This window comes from Crinalium epipsammum PCC 9333, assembly GCF_000317495.1.
GTDB classification, from domain to species: Bacteria; Cyanobacteriota; Cyanobacteriia; order Cyanobacteriales; family PCC-9333; genus Crinalium; species Crinalium epipsammum.
Window position 1 is genome coordinate 407,256 of record NC_019753.1, and the last position, 14,651, is coordinate 421,906.

Sequence of the window (14,651 nt, forward strand, 5' to 3'; positions counted from 1 at the left end):
TAGAACAATGATCAAGTGATTTATATCAGTTAGCTATAATGAAATTTGTTTAATAAAGGTTACAACTCGCTCTACTTCCTGAAACCCTACCTTCGTATGAAAGTCATAGCTGGCTGTATTTTCAATTAAGGCATCTGATGCCAACTCAGTACACCCATGTTCCAACGCCCAACGAGAAGCAAACTCAATTAAGTATTTACCTACACCTTGATTCCTATATTCATCTTTGACGTAAATTCCTTCTACATATGCAACAGGACTATTTGTAGCACCTGCAACATAATCATATCTCAGAGAAAGATTGATAAATCCCATTGTTTTTCCATTAGCATTTCTGACTAGAAAACCTGCCTCACGCTCTGATTTAAGAATATTCGCCAAACTCTCTTGCATCTCTTGAGACGACTGATCTGCCCACAGCTTTAACGCAAGATCAAGCCATTCATTAAAATTAGATCGGGTAATTTTGATAATTTTCACTGTTTAAGTAACCTCATCAATTATTAAGTTTAATTTGCCCTTTGAGAACTTATCTTTGAGCAAAAATTCTCCTGCACAGCAGATAAACCCTATGTAAATATACTTAATTATTCAGAAACCTGAGTAAAAAGTTCGGTAATTCTTACAAGTAACACCCTTTCAGGTGAACTGTATATTATAAATGTATCAAACCTCGGACTAGCCAAAAGTTATATAGTAGAAATAAATATATTTTAACTTTGAACCCCACTTGTCTATTATTGACGGGTGGGGTTCTGTTAGTCAATCTTTGTTAATTATCAAAAATTTATTTCTATAAAAACTACTTCCTGTATGAAGAGGGATGACACCTACTTTTATAGCCAATTAGTAGCGCGATTACTCTTAAAAATGAAGTCAATTTGTTGAAATGTCAGCCCTGTCTTATACAGCACTTACTTTTTAGTAACAGGTAGCCACAGTCCTGAAACAATCTTGAGTAAATATGGCTCAAATCGCCGCAAGCTTTCTACAGTCTCAAAAGTTTAAGGCTAGTGTAACTGAGTGCCAAGATGATTTATTGGCAGTAGTTACGAAGTTTTTCGGGTAATGATTGACAGTTATTAATTGGGTTTTCACTCAAGGTCAGATAGCTCAGATTAGTCAAACCCGACAGTGGGGTTACATCACTGATTTGGTTGCCATGCAACTCCAGCACATCTAGATTTGCCAAACCCAAGAGTGGTTTCACATCACTTATTTGGTTTTTCCTCAAGTGCAGCCCAGTTAGATTAATCAAACTCGCCAGTGGGGTCACATCACTGATTTGATTTTGGCGCTTGAATTCCCTCTAATGACGTTATTTCTGAGTCATCGGCATCTAAAACTTTTACCCCTTGCAGGACGTAGAGCGTTAGTTGCTTGCTATTGGGAATCCCTACCTGCCGCCTAATCGCAGCTTCCAACTTAGCATCTAAAAATTTAACTTCATTCTGAACCTTCGGTGTATCTATAGCTATAACTGGTTTCTTGGCTATAACTGGTTTCTTGGCTATAACTGGTTTCTTGGCTATAACTGGTTTCTTAGCTATAACTCGCTTTTTAGCTATAACTCGCTTTTTAGCTGTACGAACTTTGGTTTTAGAAACAGTTTTGGCGCTTGTTGGTGCAGTAAGTACTATTGTATCAATCGCCATACTTCCAGTTACGCCAATTAATAATGCTGAAGCGACAATAACTTTCAATTGTAATTTAGTAGTAATAAATTTAACAGAATTAGCAATAGAAGATAAAGAATTTTTAGTAGTGTAGGTAAGTTTCATTCTTTTTTGAGTAATTATTGAACTCGATTGATTTCAGTATTTCCTGACTACCTCAACACTGGGGGTGAGTAGTAACCACTTTATGTATGTGTCTACCACTCAGTTCTTTTAAAGCTAAATTTTGGGTTAAAAGTAGTAATTTAATACTGGTCAGTTAGACAAGTGGCTAATTTCAGATTTGGCATCTAAGTATAAATACAGCACAAGCAATAAGAGCGAACGTACTTTAACTAATTTCACATTGTCAAGGTTTACCTGATTCAATTTGACCAACCTAACTTTCATCTTGTTCCGCCCTCTCTACTACCCTTGCGAGTTCGTAAGTGCGAGAGCGTTGCGCTGACTTGTCAGTTCACTTTCCTCAAAACCTAAACGCCGTCAATCTGAGATCAACAGTGTCATTCAACTAAACTTGTGTGTAACCAAAGAGGTTGTGGAGTAAATGACAAGTGCTACCCAGATGAAGCCAAAGGTGACAGCGTGTGTGCGGGTAAACGGTTCATGGTAGAGAAATACCCCCAGCATCAGTTGCAGGCTCGGAGCTAGGTACTGGAAAAAACCTAGAGTGGAAAGCCGCAGCCGTTTGGCAGCGTTGTTAAACCACAGCAGTGGAAACGAGGTGATCACGCCAGAGCCAATAAATAGCAGCGAGGTAGACCAAGATACACCTAAATGCCCTACTCCCGTTATCGCCCAGTATCCGATAAGTACCAAAGCCACAGGCGCAAGTAGCAGTGTTTCTACTGCCAGTCCTATGAGCGGCGCAACCGCCACCAGCTTCCGCAGCAGCCCATAAAAGGCAAAGGAAAATGCTAACCCTAAAGCAAGCCAAGGTACTTCCCCAAAATCCCAGACAAAATTAAGAACTCCAATCACAGCTAAGAGGACAGCTAATTTTTGACCAAGATGCAATCGCTCTTTGAGGAACACAAATCCCAGCAGAACATTCACCAGTGGGTTGATGAAGTAACAATAGCTTGTCTCTACAACTCTATTTGCATTCACTCCATAAATGTAAAGTCCCCAGTTGAAGGTGAGCAGCAAAGCAGTGATGAGTAAAATTCCCAAGCGAGTTGGGGAGTGAAATAGCTGATGCAACTCTTGACTTCGCAGAGTAAGAAATACTAGCCCTGTTAAGAAGATCATCGACCAGATGATGCGATGGCTTAACACTTCGCTCTCTGATACTTGTCCAAAGAATTTCCAGTAAATTGGCAGTAGACCCCAAGCTGTGTAAGCTAAAACTGCATAGATTGCACCAGTCTTGCTAATTGCTTTTGAGGAGTCTGGATGAGGGTTGCTAGACAAAAGTCAGTTGCTTCCTAAAAGTGCAGTAACGTAGGGATTACTTTAGCATTTCTAAGAGCGTTGAGTAGCCCACGCTTTTTGCAAATGTAATAACTGAATAAACCCACCCTAAAATAAGTTAGGAAGTTAACTGATTTGAAACAAGTGCCACCAATAAATCTAAATCTGTAAAGCCTGGTACTACAGAAGCACTTTTTTTGGGAAAAAAAGTTTGCAGTTTTCGGTAATGACTTACTCTGGGTTTGTATTTAAACTGGGCATAATAAAACTAGACAACTTGTTACCTAAAAAATTCCCATGTTTAAGAAATTTGGCCTAATCATTTCTACCTTGATAGGGCTGCTAAGTGCTTTGAGTTTTGGAATGACAAGTAAAGCACAGTCAGTAGACCTGAGAGTGCAATAGACATCTCCAAAAAACAAAATGAGAAATCCGCAAAGATGATAAAATTGTATTTTTGCACTGCTGGTCATGAGTTCTTTGGCTACCAATCTAAGGCGGGACAGTTTGGGGCGGAGTCAGTAGAGGTAGTAAATGGTAAAAAGCTGCTATGCTCTGTTCGTGATGCTCATTCTTAGATGTAGTATAGGAATAAGAACAAAAAACTAATTTGGAGTAGATTCGCGTTACTCTAACGCGAACAAAATAAGATTTTTCTAATTAAAAGTTAATTATTTGGGTGTACTCTCTGGTGTGGATTCCGGCTGAGATTCAGAATATAAACTCAGCCAACTTTCATAAAGAGAAGATATCGCTCTAGCACAAGCATCAATTTTTCCGCGACGTGCGACAAGCATTACAGCATCAATATGTTCACTGGAACCAGCTTTACCTAAATGTTTGTACTTACTGCGTTTGCTACTATCTATCTTCTGTGGAAAAATCGCTTCTCTAGCTTGCAATTTGTAATACCAATAATAACCTGTACGGCTACGAGCCTTGTAGCGCATGACCCAAACATCAGGTGGAGCGATATTACCTTCTAATTCTAGGTGCTCGATCTCCTGCCTTAATTGAGCAATCGCTTCTTTGATACGAAGAGCACGAGTTGCTAAATCTTGTGATTGTGTGGCTCTAACTTTTGGGGCTAACTTAGAGGTTTTACTAGAGAGGTCGTCCATAAGCTGGGGTAGTAAATATCTCCTTAGTTCGCGTTTATAAAACGCGAATTAATATTAATATATAAACTTATTGTCCTGTGTAGCTGACAAATAACATGAATGTGCGACAGCGTTGCTTTGATATTTCCCAAGCTTGTTGGAATCACGGTCAAAAGTCTCTCCGTAAGATAGCACAGGTTACACAAATTTCTAAAAGTAGTGTACATCGGCATCAACAAGCCATGAAGCGACGTGACCTACATCCAGAATCATATCTATGGGAGATACCAGAAGCTTATCAATGGTTGCGGCTATTAGTGTTTGCTACCCTCTATATTTTTGGGATTCAACAAGGGGTTGGTTGCGAAGCAATTTCTCGTTTTTTTCATATTCTACGATTGCAGAATGTCATCGGAGTTTCTCCCAGTAGCTTGCGCCGTATTGAAGCTCAGATGAGAGAGCAAATTCTCAACTACCAGGTACAGATGCAACAACAGTTGGAAAACCATTCAGCGCCGATTGAAGTCCGTGCGGGGGCTGACGAAACGTTCTTTCCTGAAGTTGTACTGGTATTGATGGATTTGGTTTCCGGCTACATTATTTTAGAAGATTATAGTACCGACCGCCAGTACCTCACTTGGAGCCAAAAAGCTAAGAGTGCGCTCAACAATTTGGGTACGACGGTGATAGTTAAATCTCTGGTCAGTGACCGCGCGAGTGCTTTAATTCAGTTGGCTGTGCATATGGGTTGTCTTTCCATCCCTGACCTGTTTCATGCCATGCGGGGTATTTCCAGAGTAATCGGTTGCCGTTTTGGTAACCGATTAAATCAAATTAAGAAACAGTTACGTACCCTACATAATCAAGCTTTAAACTACTCAGGACATAGCCAATCTATCCCTAAAAAACTAGCACAAAAAATTGCTGTTCTACAAGAGCAATATAACTTTTTATTAACTGGCAAGCTGGCTTACCACAATATATTGCATCAAATTACTTGTGCCGTTCATCCTTTTGCTATTGATGGTAGTGGGTTTCAAACTACAGTCGATGTCGCCACCATTCTTTATCAACAATTACCCCAGTTAGCGACGTTAGGATATACTTACCAAATTCCCAAGTTAGAAACAGCTATATCAACATTTAGCGGTCAAGTTAGTGCGATTGCTGCTGGAATTAACCTGTGGTGGCAATCTGTAGAAGAAAGTTTGCAGTTAGAGCAAGTTTCTCCCGACCTATCTAATTGGTTACTTGGTTATTTTTTACCCCATTTTTATTGGCTCTCAGTCATTAAACAAACTAAAAACCCTGCTTTAAAGGAAATTTATACTCAGGTATCAAGGCATTATTCAAGCCACTTATTGGAACATCCCTTAACCAGTAAAGTCTCTAAGAATGAATGGATACACTGGCGTTCTTGGGCGGAGCAAATGTCGGCTCAATTTCAACGTAGCTCTTCTGCCATTGAGGGACGCAATGGTTATTTATCTCGTATACATCATTGTGGACGCGGAATTTCTTCAAAGCATTTACAGGTGTTGACTGTTATTCATAACTTTGATATCCAACGAGCCGATAAGACCACAGCAGCACAACGTTTATTCAATCAAGAATTTCCCGCTTTATTTGATTGGGTAATCTCACAGATGGGTGACTTACCTTTACCCCGTAAATCTTACCAAATCATCTAGTTTAATTAACTAAATACTGAAATTTCACTTAATCTAATTGGTTTTCTTATTTCAACATTTAGGAATTACTGTTTCTAGCTGTTTGTAGTATTGTACTACACAATCTGGGCGATTGATTTCTCTTTCTTGGCATTTTTCCTGCCCAATCGCATTGTCATCAAGATTCCACTAACTGTCCCGCCTTAGATTGGTAGCCAGTTCTTTACTGGAATACATCACATCTAATCCTCAAGAAACTAAACGTTTGCTCGGAATTGATTACCAACAATTGCAATGGTTAATCGTAGAAGCAGAAGCTCTTTTCAATCAATCCCAAGCTGTAGAAGAAGAATCCAAAGTTAGAATAATAAAAAAAGGTGGTGGTAGAAAGCCAAAATTAGCTGTAACAGAGCAAATATTATTAACTTTAGTTTATCTGCACCATATGCCGACATTTCAACTACTAGGTGTGCAGTTTGGGGTGAGTGAATCAACGGCACACAATATATTCCATGACTGGATAAAAATTTTGGGTGAATTGTTGCCACCCTCACTTTTAGAACAAGTAAAAAAAAAATCCAATAATTGGGAAAAATATAAAGAAGTCCTGGAGCAGTGGATATTAGTAGTAGATAGCTCAGAACAAGCCAGGGAAAGACCTACCGATTACAGCAACCAGAAAAAGTATTATTCAGGAAAGAAGAAAAGCCATACACTAAAAAATCAGTTTATTATTTTACCAGATGGTTCAGAGATAGTAGACGTGACAATAGGGAAGCCTGGCCCAAGTAGCGATATCAATTTGTTTAGAGAGCGACGAGAAAAATTTGCAACTAGCCAAAAGTTTAAAGCGGACAAAGGTTATATAGGAGAAAGTCAAATTGAAACTCCACATAAGAAACCTAAGCTTCAAGAGTTAAGCATTGACCAAAAGCGAGAAAACAAGGAAATATCAACACAACGAATTGTAGTTGAACATATCATTAGATTGGTAAAAATTTTTCGAGTGGCTACTGAGCGATTTCGGTTGAGACCAAAACATTATGACCAAGTAATCCAGATAGTTTGTGGTTTAGTTAGGTTGAGGATTGGAGCCTTAATGCTAGCAATGTAAAAAATTTGAGCTTTTTAGAAATTCTTGCTATGTAAGCCTGTTAATCTTTGGGTTCTAAATTAACTTGAATTAGCTCAAAGCCTAATTCAGTCGTATTTTTGCTCTTGGCGATCGCACAAGCTGAAAAACCATCAAAACCTTTCACAGAAAGGTTTTGATGGTTTCTGGATATGTCTAGCCAGCTTCGTAACTATCTATCAGCGCAACAATGGGGGGACGCCGATTCTGAAAGCAGCTCTATAATGCTTAAATTTGCTGGAAGAACAAGTAAGGGTTTGATAGATTATAGTTCGCTCCCATGCGAGGTGTTATCGACTATTGACCAAACATGGAAAAAATATACTAACAGTAAATATGCGTTTGGTTGTTGCATAAGTAGAACAGGTAAAGAATATACAAGAATTGCGATTCGACGTGATAAATGTGGTATACCACAGCCAGGATCTCAAAGTTAAGTACCATATGCTTTAGGTCAACAATAAAAAACTTAAGCTGTCAATTGTGTAAAAATATAAAGAAGCCACCGGATAGGAACTGGTGGCTTCTTTATATTATGGAATAAGGTAGACAATGGTTAGGTGTATTAAATATTGACAGCATAGTACGAACGCTTCATTATTAGTTCAATATGGCTGTTAAATATACAAAAGAATACAAGGAATATATATCTTCCGATAACTGGAGAGCTAAGAATAGAGCGTTTAAACGGTTTGTAGGTGGTAAGCCTGAGTGTTTCTGTGGTGCAATTAAGAAACTTCATGTGCATCATTTGCACTATAAAAATCTAGGTAATGAGAAGTTTGAAGACTTACTTTATGTGTGTACTAAACATCATCAACAGATACATACACTACAAAGGCGTACGAGAGTAAGTATTGTACAAGCTACTAAAAGAGTACAGTTTAGATACACGAGAAATGGTGTATTATTACACAAATTAATCGTTGCCTTTTTCCTGTTTGGTTTTGTTACGATTTTAATAGTGATGACTGAATTTATAACCTACCTAAAGGGAGGAAATCCATCCTTTAGTTGATCACCAACAATATATACTAGGCGTGCTTGAGAAGTAGGCATAGTATTAGTAATACCAGTTACATACCCCGAAGTTTTAGCGTTTTCTGCTGATAAGACCTTTCCATCAGTATACATAACATTTAATTCTGAATCCGAGAACTGAGAGCATTGTTTGATAGCTGAATTCGTTCGCTTCTTTTGTAAGTCGTAATAATCCAAATATCGTCCATAATTTTCAGTTCTATCTTCACCAGAAAAACTAACTTTTAATTCATGAAACAAGAAACTAGATCTCGGTGAAGCATATCTTTTATCACCTGCACAAAAAATAACAGTGGCAGCAGAAGCAATATGACCCAAATTATATGTATGCACCTCAATTGGCAAACTGGTTAAATAATTGTAAGCTACTAATGCAGCTTCTGGATTTCCTCCAAAGCTACTCATATAAATTTCAATTCTTTCAGGAGTGTTATAAGTTTCAATTACTGAAATTAAGTTAGATACTGTGTTGATATCAACGCCTCTAAAAAACATTATTCGTAACACATACGGGGTTTTTTCATTTTCTTGCGATGGTTTTTCTTGAGCATAGACAAATGATTTTTGACCAGATATAGCAGTAGTAAATACACCGCAAATCAAAAACATACTCAACGCACCCAAATATAAATTCTTTAACATGATGATTAGAGAGTAGTGTTTTTTAAAAATAAGGTGACATTTTTTAACCATTGACACATTAATTAATCTAACTATACTTCATCCTGTAAGCCGGACTAGCTCAACTGGGAGAGCAATTGTTTTGTAAACAGTAGGTTATAGGTTCGAGTCCTATGTTCGGCTCCTTTTAACTATAACAGGCATGAGGTATTTTAGTTTATTCTCTGGTATTGGAGGATTTGAAAAAGCAATACACGATACACATACAGATTGGGAATGTATTGGATATTCAGAAATAGATAAATACGCAATACAGATTTATACAAAACATTTTAAACATACAAATTATGGAGACATTACAAATATAAAAGGGGATGAACTCCCAAACTTTGATTTGCTGCTTGTTATAAATCCTAAATCAGATAGATTTAGGTAACACTTATTCTTGGTAGCAGCTAACAATAGGGCTATCGCCCTTTATGAATTAGAGACGATGGCGTAAAGGGAGTCTATTTTATCCCTGTAATCAGTAGTAAAACAGCTTCCACTATTTTAATAATTTTTCGTTACTGCAAACAGTTCTAACTGCTAACTGCTACAAACAGATTTCACTATAACAACAGTTTTTAGTATTATAAACAGTTGTAATTTCACTACTACAAACAGGATGTAAACAAAAGTAAGCTTTCTTCCCTATCTAAAAGAATGAAGGAAATCAAAGAGCTTCTTGATGCAAAGCAAAATACATTTTCAGGAAAATTACCAAGCATTTTATTAAGAAGAAAGATTCAAGACAAGATTCCTGAAAGAGCGGTGGTAGTTCAAGTTGTCTGTAGCGCTATAAGCAAAGTGGTTAAACTAGAAAATGATTAAAAACAAAGGTAATGCTGTTTATTAAATTTAGCTGCGTAGCAGCTTACTCATAGGATATATGGTTTGAATTGACCAGGGATTCATGTCCTCTTTTAAGGAGGACATGAAGGTTAAACAGTTGTTAAGGAACAACGCAAACCCAACTGTATGGACTACTAGGATTAGTCACTCGTGCGATCGCACGTCGCTTCCAAGGCTGGTCTTGTGGATACTCTAATTCGCAGACTTCCTGAACAGAGATACCGAAATCGGATGTGGAGATTTGCCCGCTAACACTACCTTCAGGACCTGTAAATGATCCCCCAGCACTAGCTCCTAGACTACTAGACTGAACCCTGCATACCCATGTGAATGCGTTATAGGGAGGATTTAAGACTACTGGAGCACCATACTTGCGAGTGCAGTATTCAGCTAAGTTAACCCCACCAATTACTCGCTCTGCATGAGCCTCGCTCAAGAATGTAAGTGGCGACAATAATGATACTAGCGCGATAGCACCAAACTGTATTTTTTTCTCGCTTTTCATATGCAATGATTTTTTCAAAAAATGTGGTTTAGGGGATTGAGTAGCAATAGAACTAAAACGTCCGCTTCACGCCCTAGTGCGGGAATTTGAAGCATTGACAAAAATTGGGTGGTCTATGCTAAGCCGATCAGAATTTTCATGGGAATTTCCTTGAAATAGAATTAATTGAATTGAGTTATGCCTAGTAGAGAGGAAAAGGATTTCTAGCTCTCTCCCATACGCTTCTCAGTTCAAGGCAAGAGTTTTATGCAATAGTTCAGTTTTTTGTTACATAACTTTACAATTAATCAGCGGACTGCAAGTTGCTGCCACTTTCTTCGTTAGACCTGCATATTTTGCAGATTCTAGTCCGAGAGATGAATGCAGGCTAAAACGAAATGGAGTTTTTCAACATGTACGTGACGAAAAAGTGGGCAGTCAGTGCTACAGCATTGGTGATAGTTTTACTTCCCGTCAAAGCCTTGGCTTATTCTGGAGGGGGCAGCGTTTCTTTCTCAAAAGAAAATAATAAGACAAAGGTGTGCGTTGAATTTACTCCCTCAGTTCGTGACGCAGCTAAGGTTGAGTTTCTCGCTTGGATACCAGGCGGCGGGACTATGGTTCCCTTGCAAAAAGAGGCAAGTGCTTCATGTCAAGGCTATTCAGGGCTTCTCCCGCGTGGCTCAAAAGGGGGTTCAATGACGGTTAATGGAGCTTGGGTTGCAGTAGGGAATTTTTCAGTTGAAGGCGGAAATGGTTGCGAAACGGTCGCTCGAATTCAAGCAGGAACGATAGCTTACTCAAATGACCCTAGTCTGGTAGGCAAGCAAGATCCCCAAAATAGTGAGAGTTACAAATGGGGTTTCGTGTGTACTAATTCTCAATCTTCTTCCACTCCAGATAGCAGCAATCAACCATCTCCTCCTGCTCCGCCGACAAGCAATCAGTCCCCATCTCCTGCCCCCTCGGAACGGGACAGCCAACCATCGGCTCCTGCTACCCCTCAGCAGAATTCCCTGTTGGGAATAATAATCAATGGAATTCTTCAATTAATCAAGTAAAAATCAAGTAGCAACCTAATACCCGACTGTATCTCTGGCATTAGGTTGATCAACTATTTCATCCAGTTAGAACCATCTGGAAATCTCACGATATTAAAGAGTGCAATATTAATTTAGGGAGGTGTTATATGAAGTATGTACTAAATCCTGGACGGCTTCCTTCATCTGATCAACCTGGTATCTGGACATCGAAGGCAATACCCTCGAAAGCTGAACCCTTTGATCTAGGTCAGCCTGATGCTCCTTACGCAGTCTTATGTGTACACGGCCTTGCGGGTGATCCGTCTGCGTATCGAACATTAGCTCAATTATTAGCTAATGCTGGGTTTCGGGTACGGGTTATTTTGTTGCCAGGACATGGCACACAAGTTGAAGATTTAGCTAAAACACCTTATGAAGCCTGGATTAAATGGTTTGAAAAGGAATTTATAGCTCTGGCAGAGAAACACTCGGCTGTGCATGTAGTAGGCCACAGCATGGGTGGGCTTTTAGGTCTTGATCTTGCTACCGATCAACCAGCCAAGCTCGAAAAACTTGTTGTTGCCGCAACGCCTTACAGCTTACCGCTCTGGTCAGGTTTGGCAGTTCAAGCATTCGCCAACAAAGCTGTGGCGAAGTTGGTGGGAACTGTACCGTTATTGTTGGGGCCAGGGATTCGACGGCGTGAAGCTAAGGCAGATGTCATGGGCTATAAATCAATGCCTGTGACCGCAATATTGCAGTTAGAAGGCCTGCGTCTAGATGTCCTAAAGCGGCTAGATCAAGTTTCAACTCGCGTCTTACTTCTGACTGCGGCACATGACAGAACTATTAGCAAGGATAGCGGTTCACTTCTGGCTGCTGCCTTGGGTAATAACGTAGAAGAATGGATTAATTATCCGCGAAGTGCACATGTTTTAACTGAAGATTTTGATCGCTTCAAGATTGCCGAACGCATCATTTCTTTTTTTCAAAGCTAACTTAGCTAACTTACGATGAAATAACTATTATACTTGTGACATGAAATCAACGGAAAGATTGATTAAGGGGCTTGGACAACTGTTGCATAAAAGATAGCATTTCCATGGCAATTGCACGTAGAACTATTACTACATGAATAAAAGTGACCAGAAATGGACTTAGAAACATGAACGTTATCCCAAAATATTTTGCTCTCAAAGGAGTTGTCATAATCCCATTAATTACTTCTGTTATAGGTAATGGACTCAAGCCATGCGGGATTAAATATGTAATATTTAGGCAATAAGTAGCAGATATTAGAGTAACGATAATACCACAAGAGAAAATCAAACTTAGAGGGACATCTAGCAGCGCTAGCATGAACAAACCGCTCCAGTGCCTTGGCTTGTCCATAAATCCCAGTAACTGCTCATCATCTTTACCTAGCCAGTTTAATAAATATTTGAGAAAAACTCTTGAGCTTCCCCATGATAGCCAGTTAAAAAAACCAACTATCAACGGAAACCCAACTACATAGAGTGTTAAATAAGCAGAGCTAGAAGTAAAAAATCCTGCTGCAATCCCAAACATATTGGCAAGAATAAATGTTCCAGCAAAAAGACCTGAGAACCCAAACTTGATCTTTTTTGCCATGAAAATAAGACCTAGAACAGCAATAAGAGCTAGCGGAGAGTAGATATTCCAAAAGAAATTTGCATAAACACCAATGGACTTAAATTTGCTACCAAACAGAGAGACAATACCAAAACTAAAAGTAGCTCCAGCAGCGTATGCAAATCCAAACAAAAAGGCTACTATCAAGACAGAAATAGTATTTAGCCAGTCTCCTGTTAAACAGTATTGTGCAAATCCAAATATAACTCCTCCTATTCCTCTCACTAACCAACGTGCGAAAGCTACTTTATTCCATTTCTTTTTGCTAAAGAAAGTTTGCTTATCAATAAAGCTAAGAATTAAGCTATCAAGTTTAGCATCGGTTTTATCAAGGTTATCTGTAACTATAAAATTTTGCTGAAATGTCTCTATAAAACTATAATGATTTTGGTAAAAACCAAACTTACCAGCAGTAGCATCAAAATAGGCTTTTCTGTTACTCACTTCCATTGAAGTAAGTATTAGCAAAGAGACTATACCTACCAGGATGCGAGCGGGAGTAGATATATTTTCTGCTTTGAATATAGGATTTTCTCCAGCAAGAACATAACTGAGTAACGTCAGAATTATGATGTATGCTAGGGAAATTCCAAAGCAAATTAGCAGATTTCTTAAGCTAAAGTAGCTACTCCACTTAGCTGAAATTACATTTCTATCAAAAAGTTCATCTAGTTTTTTAAGGAACCATTCAAGACCATGCTTATAGTTTTGCTCCCAGTTTGTATGACTATGCAAGTCTTTCCAATTTAAAGGCACTTCTGCTGGATTTTGGTAAATCACAGGAAACCAAGTTGCGCCAGGGAATTCTTCCTCTAGATCGTCTAGTTCTTGTAGCTTTTTTCGTGCTTGCCGCACCGAGGAATATAAAGAGCTACCACTGGAAAAAGCTTTGAGAAAATATTTTAAAAACTCTTGTGCAACCCGATCTGGCACTGACTCCCGCATAACGATAGTTTGAGGAATATGCAAACCTGCTAGCCCTCGTGCTAATCCCAATCCATCACAGGAGTTGAAAATCGCTAGCTGCAACCCGTTTCTAATTGCTTGACTCAGAGTATTTTCTAATTGCTCAATTGCTAATTCATCGTTGGGATTTATCTGAATCTGACCAGTTTGACCATCTATTTTGCTAGAACTGTGGCCCGCAAAAAATAAAATGTCCCAGCTTTCATCCCAAAGCTTGTCAAATTCTTTTCGTTTAGGCTCTACTAGAAAGAGAGTTTTTGCATTGGGTAAACTTTCTAGAAACTCTCGGTCTTTCTCGACATTGATTCCCTCGCTATTGCCTAGAATGGCTAAAATTTTGACTTGATCTTTGAGGGTTGCTGGCGCAGATCTTTTGACGCGTTTATACTCTAGCGAACCTAAAGCAGCTTCAGCGTTGGGAAACGCCTCAAAAAAGTCCCAGACATGCCAAGGTAATTTTTGTATCTTGTTGTCTGCGGTTTGGATGATCACCCGAACTTCCTCAAACGTGTTCAACTCCGTTCGTAATTTCTGCTCCATGGGTCGAAACGCGTTAGAGTTGAGCCAGCTATTGATGCTGCTTTCTACCTTCTGAGCTGATTTGCGGCACTCTGCTTTAAGCTTCTCAAACGTCTCGAAAAGCTTCTCTTCCTCCCTCTTTTGAATTTCAGAAGATGTACCTGGTGTTCCAGTCCCCCCTCCAGCTTTTACTCGAAAAGATAGCTCTGCTGTGCCATTGAGTTCAAAATAATTTGACTTCCAGTGGCTGTACTGTTCGGGAATATACGGTGCAGCAGGCAAGCAGCGAGTGCCTTCCATTACAGTAGAAGGGGGAGCGCCATCCTCTCCAATCTCAAGCGTGACGTTAAAACCCTTCTCAAAGTCACCATCCCTTACTCTTAAGACAACTAACTTGCCCACTGCTGTCTCCGTCTAGGTATTTTTCCAGGTCAGTCACACAATCTTCCGTAACATTGAT

General features: G+C 39.2%; 16 protein-coding genes and 1 tRNA gene. 9 read left to right on the plus strand and 8 right to left on the minus strand.

All coding sequences use genetic code 11. The features are described 5' to 3' along the window. Positions 1–33 precede the first annotated feature (33 nt). The 5 genes from aac(6') to CRI9333_RS01575 form a co-directional block, all read right to left on the minus strand. Positions 34–480: an aminoglycoside 6'-N-acetyltransferase gene (aac(6'), locus tag CRI9333_RS01555; protein ID WP_015201445.1), complete on the minus strand. Its 447-nt coding sequence runs from the start codon at positions 478–480 to the stop codon at positions 34–36. Positions 481–1,036: 556 nt separating this feature from the next. Continuing rightward, a complete protein-coding gene (locus tag CRI9333_RS27530) occupies positions 1,037–1,210 on the minus strand; it encodes a leucine-rich repeat domain-containing protein (RefSeq protein WP_232229373.1) in 174 nt (57 codons plus the stop codon). 67 nt (positions 1,211–1,277) lie between these two features. Beyond that, a complete protein-coding gene (locus tag CRI9333_RS01565; protein WP_015201446.1) occupies positions 1,278–1,781 on the minus strand; it encodes a hypothetical protein in 504 nt (167 codons plus the stop codon). Positions 1,782–2,183: 402 nt separating this feature from the next. Next, positions 2,184–3,089 (minus strand): EamA family transporter RarD, encoded by a 906-nt coding sequence (rarD, locus tag CRI9333_RS01570; protein ID WP_015201447.1) that lies wholly within the window; start codon positions 3,087–3,089, stop codon positions 2,184–2,186. A gap of 671 nt (positions 3,090–3,760) precedes the next feature. Next, positions 3,761–4,210 (minus strand): hypothetical protein, encoded by a 450-nt coding sequence (locus CRI9333_RS01575; protein ID WP_015201448.1) that lies wholly within the window; start codon positions 4,208–4,210, stop codon positions 3,761–3,763. Positions 4,211–4,305: 95 nt separating this feature from the next. On the opposite strand from CRI9333_RS01575, the gene CRI9333_RS27180 reads away from it, so the two are divergent. The 4 genes from CRI9333_RS27180 to CRI9333_RS27185 all read left to right on the plus strand — a co-directional run bounded on the left by CRI9333_RS27180 (position 4,306) and on the right by CRI9333_RS27185 (position 8,009). Then, complete coding sequence (locus CRI9333_RS27180) at positions 4,306–5,880, plus strand: DUF6399 domain-containing protein (protein WP_015180084.1); 1,575 nt, start codon at positions 4,306–4,308, stop codon at positions 5,878–5,880. A gap of 187 nt (positions 5,881–6,067) precedes the next feature. Next, a complete protein-coding gene (locus CRI9333_RS01585; protein ID WP_015201449.1) occupies positions 6,068–6,973 on the plus strand; it encodes an IS5/IS1182 family transposase in 906 nt (301 codons plus the stop codon). Positions 6,974–7,143: 170 nt separating this feature from the next. Continuing rightward, positions 7,144–7,428 (plus strand): GUN4 domain-containing protein, encoded by a 285-nt coding sequence (locus CRI9333_RS28465; protein ID WP_071881108.1) that lies wholly within the window; start codon positions 7,144–7,146, stop codon positions 7,426–7,428. 173 nt (positions 7,429–7,601) lie between these two features. Continuing rightward, on the plus strand, positions 7,602–8,009 hold the full coding sequence (locus CRI9333_RS27185) for a hypothetical protein (protein ID WP_015201450.1): 408 nt from the start codon (positions 7,602–7,604) through the stop codon (positions 8,007–8,009). On the opposite strand, the gene CRI9333_RS24600 is transcribed toward CRI9333_RS27185, so the two are convergent. Further along, positions 7,976–8,674 carry an ATP-dependent Clp protease proteolytic subunit gene (locus CRI9333_RS24600; protein ID WP_015201451.1) on the minus strand — a complete coding sequence of 233 codons (699 nt, stop codon included), beginning with the start codon at positions 8,672–8,674 and terminating at the stop codon, positions 7,976–7,978. The genes CRI9333_RS27185 and CRI9333_RS24600 overlap by 34 nt on opposite strands. 89 nt (positions 8,675–8,763) lie before the next feature. Between CRI9333_RS24600 and CRI9333_RS01600 the strand changes: the two genes are divergently transcribed. The 3 genes from CRI9333_RS01600 to CRI9333_RS26400 all read left to right on the plus strand — a co-directional run bounded on the left by CRI9333_RS01600 (position 8,764) and on the right by CRI9333_RS26400 (position 9,526). Next, positions 8,764–8,836 (plus strand) — tRNA-Thr (locus CRI9333_RS01600). A 19-nt stretch (positions 8,837–8,855) separates the two neighbouring features. Next, positions 8,856–9,089, plus strand: coding sequence for a DNA cytosine methyltransferase (locus tag CRI9333_RS28225; RefSeq protein ID WP_015201452.1), 234 nt, complete (start codon positions 8,856–8,858; stop codon positions 9,087–9,089). A gap of 269 nt (positions 9,090–9,358) precedes the next feature. Next, entirely contained in the window at positions 9,359–9,526 is a 168-nt protein-coding gene (locus CRI9333_RS26400) for a hypothetical protein (RefSeq protein WP_015201453.1), read from the plus strand. A 121-nt stretch (positions 9,527–9,647) separates the two neighbouring features. On the opposite strand, the gene CRI9333_RS01610 is transcribed toward CRI9333_RS26400, so the two are convergent. Beyond that, the gene (locus tag CRI9333_RS01610) at positions 9,648–10,052 is read right to left on the minus strand and encodes a hypothetical protein (protein ID WP_015201454.1); all 405 of its coding nucleotides are present in this window, start codon (positions 10,050–10,052) and stop codon (positions 9,648–9,650) included. A 377-nt stretch (positions 10,053–10,429) separates the two neighbouring features. On the opposite strand from CRI9333_RS01610, the gene CRI9333_RS01615 reads away from it, so the two are divergent. Both CRI9333_RS01615 and CRI9333_RS24605 read left to right on the plus strand, forming a co-directional pair. After that, on the plus strand, positions 10,430–11,092 hold the full coding sequence (locus CRI9333_RS01615; RefSeq protein WP_157462225.1) for a hypothetical protein: 663 nt from the start codon (positions 10,430–10,432) through the stop codon (positions 11,090–11,092). A gap of 128 nt (positions 11,093–11,220) precedes the next feature. Beyond that, positions 11,221–12,051, plus strand: a complete 831-nt coding sequence (locus CRI9333_RS24605; protein WP_015201456.1) for an alpha/beta hydrolase — start codon at positions 11,221–11,223, stop codon at positions 12,049–12,051. Positions 12,052–12,097: 46 nt separating this feature from the next. Here CRI9333_RS24605 and CRI9333_RS24610 read toward each other — a convergent pair whose 3' ends face one another. After that, positions 12,098–14,593 carry a CHAT domain-containing protein gene (locus tag CRI9333_RS24610; protein ID WP_015201457.1) on the minus strand — a complete coding sequence of 832 codons (2,496 nt, stop codon included), beginning with the start codon at positions 14,591–14,593 and terminating at the stop codon, positions 12,098–12,100. Positions 14,594–14,651 lie beyond the last annotated feature (58 nt).

Bases quoted from the DNA above. Each gene is read 5' to 3' on its own strand.
- CRI9333_RS01565 (WP_015201446.1), bottom strand. From the start codon at position 1,781: ATGAAACTTACCTACACTACTAAAAATTCTTTATCTTCTATTGCTAAT.
- CRI9333_RS01575 (WP_015201448.1), bottom strand. From the start codon at position 4,210: ATGGACGACCTCTCTAGTAAAACCTCTAAGTTAGCCCCAAAAGTTAGA.
- CRI9333_RS27180 (WP_015180084.1), top strand. From the start codon at position 4,306: ATGAATGTGCGACAGCGTTGCTTTGATATTTCCCAAGCTTGTTGGAAT.
- CRI9333_RS28465 (WP_071881108.1), top strand. From the start codon at position 7,144: ATGTCTAGCCAGCTTCGTAACTATCTATCAGCGCAACAATGGGGGGAC.
- CRI9333_RS27185 (WP_015201450.1), top strand. From the start codon at position 7,602: ATGGCTGTTAAATATACAAAAGAATACAAGGAATATATATCTTCCGAT.
- CRI9333_RS24600 (WP_015201451.1), bottom strand. From the start codon at position 8,674: ATGTTAAAGAATTTATATTTGGGTGCGTTGAGTATGTTTTTGATTTGC.
- CRI9333_RS28225 (WP_015201452.1), top strand. From the start codon at position 8,856: ATGAGGTATTTTAGTTTATTCTCTGGTATTGGAGGATTTGAAAAAGCA.
- CRI9333_RS26400 (WP_015201453.1), top strand. From the start codon at position 9,359: ATGAAGGAAATCAAAGAGCTTCTTGATGCAAAGCAAAATACATTTTCA.
- CRI9333_RS01610 (WP_015201454.1), bottom strand. From the start codon at position 10,052: ATGAAAAGCGAGAAAAAAATACAGTTTGGTGCTATCGCGCTAGTATCA.
- CRI9333_RS01615 (WP_157462225.1), top strand. From the start codon at position 10,430: ATGGAGTTTTTCAACATGTACGTGACGAAAAAGTGGGCAGTCAGTGCT.
- CRI9333_RS24605 (WP_015201456.1), top strand. From the start codon at position 11,221: ATGAAGTATGTACTAAATCCTGGACGGCTTCCTTCATCTGATCAACCT.